A 4,806-nucleotide genomic window follows, 5' to 3' on the forward strand; every position below is an offset into this window, starting at 1 on the left:
ACGCCGTGGGTGCGGAGACGGGATCGGCGGTCTCGGCCACGGACGAGGGGGACGGGGGAGTCGACGACGACGAGGTGGTCGCCTGCGTCGTCGGCGAGGTGGGGGCCGCGGTCTCCTCCGCCCCCGAACACGCGGCGAGCGCGACCCCGGCCGCCATCGCGAGTGCGATGACGGCCGGGACACGGCGACGCCCGGTGGGGGAGAGCTGGCGGTTCGTCGCGGTGTGGGTCATGCGTTCCTGTTCTTCCAGCGGGGGTCAGGCTCCGATGATGAAGGCCTCGAGCTCGGCGCGGGCCTTGTCGTCGGCCATCTGCTCCGGCGGGGACTTCATGAGGTACGCCGACGCCGGCAGGATCGGTCCGCCGATGCCGCGGTCCTTGGCGATCTTGGCCGCCCGGACGGCGTCGATGATGATGCCGGCCGAGTTGGGCGAGTCCCACACCTCGAGCTTGTACTCGAGGTTGATCGGAGCATCGCCGAACGCGCGTCCCTCGAGGCGAACGTACGCCCACTTGCGGTCGTCGAGCCACTCCACGTAGTCGGAGGGGCCGATGTGCACGTTGCGGTCGTGGATCTTGTCCTTGAGGGAGCCCTCGAGGTTGGAGGTCACGGCCTGGGTCTTGGAGACCTTCTTGGACTCCAGGCGCTCGCGCTCGAGCATGTTCTTGAAGTCCATGTTGCCGCCCACGTTGAGCTGGTAGGTCCGGTCCAGGGCGACACCGCGGTCCTCGAACAGCTTGGCCATCACGCGGTGCGTGATGGTGGCGCCGACCTGCGACTTGATGTCGTCGCCGACGATCGGGACGCCGGCGGAGCGGAACTTCTCGGCCCACACGGGGTCGGAGGCGATGAAGACGGGCAGGGCGTTGACAAAGGCGACGTCGGCGTCGATGCAGCACTGGGCGTAGAACTTGTCCGCCTCCTCGGACCCCACCGGCAGGTAGCTGACCAGCACGTCGACCTCGGCGTCGCGCAGGGCCCGGACCATGTCCACGGGCTCGGCGTCGGACTCCTCGATGGTCTGGCGGTAGTACTTGCCCAGCCCGTCGAGGGTGGGTCCGCGCTGGACGCTGACGCCGGTCGGCGGCACGTCGCAGAGCTTGAGGGTGTTGTTCTCCGAGGCGTTGATCGCCTCGGCGAGGTCCATGCCGACCTTCTTGCCGTCGACATCGAACGCGGCGACGAACTCGACGTCCCGGACGTGGTAGTCGCCGAACTTGACGTGCATGAGGCCGGGGACGGTCTGGTCGATCGCCGCGTCCTTGTAGAACTCGACGCCCTGCACGAGCGAGGACGCGCAGTTGCCGACGCCGACGATCGCGACGCGCACCTTCTTGTCGGTCATGGGGATTCTCCTTGTGATGGGTTCTCTGTCTGGATGAGCTCGTTGATCCAGCGCAGCTCGCGCTCGCTGGTCTCGAGGCCGAGCAGGGTGAGCTGCCGCGCGTAGCGCAGTTCGGTCGGGCCGGTCCGGGTGGCCGCGTCCCGTTGGCCCTCGCGCCGCTCCTCGAGGACCCGCCGCCGGCCCTCCAGGAGCCGCACCCGGGCGGGCCCGGGGGTGCGGTCGAAGAAGGCCAGGTGGACGCCGAAACCGTCGTCGGTGAACGACGCGGCCCCGGGCTCGTCGAGCAGGGCGGCCAACGTCTCCTTGCCCCCGGCGGTGATGCGGTAGGTCTTGCGACCGCGTCGGGCGGTGGCCGGCGGACGCGTGGCGGTGGCCGCGGTGGCGTCCTCGACGATGTCTCCCTGTAGCCGGAGGCGACGCAGGGTGGGGTAGAGCGAACCGAAGGACACGGTCCGGACGGTGCCCAGCATCTCGGACAGGCGCTTGCGCAGCTCGTAGCCGTGCATGGGCCGCTCGTCGAGCAGCCCCAGGATCGCCAGTTCGAGCACCACACCCCTCCCCTCGACGTCTCATGCCTGCGGGTTTCCGCGACGGTCACCGAGAGTACACCTTCGGATGTATCGCGCCGATATACCCGTCCGTGACATCGGACGGACGGGTCGAGACAGACGCGGGCCCCGGACCCCCCGGCCTCGCGCCCCGGACCCCCCGTGCTCGTGCCCCGGACTCGCGCGGGGGTCCGGCGCGAGTCGTAGGCTGATCCTGTGGACCACGCCGACTTCCGCCCCCGGCGACCCGGCCCTCCGCCGGGACCGGAGGACCCCACCGGCCGCGACGCCCTCCGGCGTCGGCGGGTGGTGGATTTCGCCCTGCGGCGTCGAGGGGTGTTGGCGGATCTCCGTGAGGGGGTCTCGGCACTTCGCGAGGTGTGCGACGCGGACGTCTATCTGCTGCGTGCGGCGAGTTTCCACGGCGTGGAGACCGGGACCGTGTGCCCCGTGTGCCGCAAGGAGAACCTCACCGAGGTGTCCTGGGTGTTCGGCGACGACCTGGGTGCGGCGTCCGGATCGGCGCGGAGCGCGGACGAGATCGAGCAGCTGGCACTGACCCATGACGCGTTCACCGTGCACGTGGTGGAGGTGTGTCGCAGCTGCTCGTGGAACCACCTGGTGGAGTCCTATGAGGTGGGCCTCGCCTCCGGTGAGGGCAGGCGCGTGCGCCGGGCGGCGCGGGAGCTCCGCAGGCACCGCTGAGCGCCCTCGCCGGGTGCGCCGAGTTCCGAGTGGAGCGCGATTTCGTACACAATGGACCTCAATGCACCGTCAGCGGGGGTCGCCCGTACCGGTCGGAGCTGCTCGCAGGAGGGTAGAAGATGTCGCAAAGTGACAGGACGCGTGGGAGATCTGACGGGGATCGGGACGACTCCTCGCCCCGGCGCGGCTGGTTCCGACGTCACCCGATCTGGACGACTCTGATCCTCGTCGTCGTCGTCGTGTTGGTGATCCCGCTGGTGATCGTCGGGGTGACCTACAACCGCACCGAGATCCCCCGCCCGGGCAGCGTGGCCACCAACCAGATCTCCGAGATCTACACCAACGACGGCACGACCATGATCGGGCGCATCGTCCCACCGGAGGGCAACCGCACCCTGGTCGAGGTCGACGCCATCCCCGTGCACGTGCGAAACGCCGTCATCGCCGCGGAGGACCGCAGCTTCTACACCAACGAGGGCTACGACCCCACGGGCATCGGCCGCGCGGTGATCGGGCAGGTCACCGGCGAGTCGAGCGCCGGCGGCGGGTCCACGATCACGCAGCAGTACGTCAAGAACACCATGGTCGGCGACGCTCCCACCTATGAGCGCAAGGCCAAGGAGATCATCATCGCGGCCAAGATGACCAACGAGTGGTCCAAGGACCAGATCCTCGGGGCCTACCTCAACACCATCTACTTCGGCCGCGGCGCCTACGGCATCGCCGCCGCCTCCACCGCGTACTTCAACAAGCCGGTGGAGGCCCTCACCGTGGAGGAGGGCGCACTGCTCGCGGGCGTCATCCAGTCCCCGTCCGTGCTGGACCCGCTCAACAACGCCGCCGCCTCCGAGGGCCGCTGGAACTACGTGATGGACGGCATGCGGGACATGGGGGCCATCGACGCCCAGCAGCGCGGCATGGCGGTGTTCCCCCAGGTCGTGGAGGACCCCCAGGCGGTGGACCAGAACGTGGGCAACCCCACCAACGGGGCGATCCGTCGGCAGGTGCTGGCGGAGCTGGCGATGGCCGGCCTGGACGAGCAGATGCTCAACACCCGCGGGCTCAAGATCACCACGACGATCGACCCGTCCACCCAGGAGGCGGTGGTCGAGGCCGCTCGCAGCAACATGCAGGGGGAGAGGCCCGAGAACCGGACGGCGGTGGTCTCCATCAACCCCCGCACGGGCGGCGTGATCGGCTACTACGGCGGCGAGGACGCCGAGGGGTGGGATTACGCCAACGCCCCGCTGCAGACCGGTTCCACCTTCAAGATCTTCGGCGTGGCCGCCGCCCTCGAGCAGGGGATCGGGTTGGGCACCCAGATCTCCTCGGCGCCCGTGACCACCGGAAACGTCACCGTCACCAACGTCCAAGGCCAGTCCTGTGGGTCGTGCTCGGTCGCGATGGCGCTCAAGATGTCCCTCAACACCTCGTTCATCCGCCTGCAGCGGATGCTAGACAACGGCGCCAACGACGTCCGGGAGATGGCCCACCGCACGGGCGTCGCCAAGGAGATCCCCGGCCTGCCGTGGGAGACCCTCACCGAGCAGGGCGAGGACCCCTACGACGGCCTGATCCTGGGCCAGTACCCGATCCGGGTGCGCGACATGGCCACGAGCCTGGCCACCTTCGCGGCCGAGGGCGTCCACCGGCCGACCCACTTCATCGAGAAGGTCGAGACGGCCGACGGTGAGGTCCTGCTGGACAACTCGGCCCCAGAGGGTGAGGAGGTGGTGGACGCCGACGTGGCCAACAACCTCACCTCCGCGATGGAGCCGATCGCCGCCTATTCCAACGGCAAGTCGCTGGCGGGCGGACGCCCCTCGGCCGCCAAGTCCGGCACCACCCAGCTCGGCGACACCGGGTACAACAAGGACGCCTGGTTCGTGGGCTACACCCCGTCCATCGCCACGGCGGTGTGGGTGGGGACCGACGACAACGAACCGTTGCTCAACGCGTGGGGCGGGACGATGTACGGGTCCGGGCTCCCCGCGGACATCTGGAAGTCGGCGATGGACGGCGCGCTGTCCGGCACCGACTGGGAGAGCTTCCCGTCCCCCGGGTACATCGGTGGCCAGGCCGGCGCGTCCCAGTGGGAGTCCTCCGGCACGGGGACCGGGAACACCGGCGGGACGGGTGCCACCCAGCAGGCGGTCCCCCAGCCCAGCGTCGCCCCCGCCCCCGCGCAGCCCGCTCCGGCTCCCGGGG

The 4,806-nt window shown here is 69.7% G+C and carries 4 protein-coding genes and 1 pseudogene; 2 read left to right on the plus strand and 3 right to left on the minus strand.

The window, feature by feature from the left end:
* From G6017_RS01240 to G6017_RS01250, 3 genes and pseudogenes are all read right to left on the minus strand, one after another.
* Window positions 1-232, minus strand: a pseudogene (locus G6017_RS01240) (hypothetical protein); the annotation flags it as partial.
* A 24-nt stretch (window positions 233-256) separates the two neighbouring features.
* Window positions 257-1,345, minus strand: coding sequence for an inositol-3-phosphate synthase (locus G6017_RS01245; protein ID WP_182610744.1), 1,089 nt, complete (start codon window positions 1,343-1,345; stop codon window positions 257-259).
* Window positions 1,342-1,893 (minus strand): helix-turn-helix transcriptional regulator, encoded by a 552-nt coding sequence (locus G6017_RS01250; RefSeq protein WP_182615527.1) that lies wholly within the window; start codon window positions 1,891-1,893, stop codon window positions 1,342-1,344. The genes G6017_RS01245 and G6017_RS01250 overlap by 4 nt, the downstream gene beginning before the upstream one ends.
* Before the next feature lie 306 nt (window positions 1,894-2,199).
* On the opposite strand from G6017_RS01250, the gene G6017_RS01255 reads away from it, so the two are divergent.
* Both G6017_RS01255 and G6017_RS17180 read left to right on the plus strand, forming a co-directional pair.
* On the plus strand, window positions 2,200-2,598 hold the full coding sequence (locus G6017_RS01255) for a DUF5318 family protein (RefSeq protein ID WP_179526059.1): 399 nt from the start codon (window positions 2,200-2,202) through the stop codon (window positions 2,596-2,598).
* A gap of 119 nt (window positions 2,599-2,717) precedes the next feature.
* Window positions 2,718-4,806, plus strand: a 2,089-nt coding sequence (locus tag G6017_RS17180; RefSeq protein WP_182615525.1) for a transglycosylase domain-containing protein, incomplete at its 3' end; no start/stop codon positions are given.

Origin of the sequence: Dietzia sp. B44 (genome assembly GCF_014145245.1) — a bacterium.
GTDB lineage: Bacteria > Actinomycetota > Actinomycetes > Mycobacteriales > Mycobacteriaceae > Dietzia > Dietzia natronolimnaea.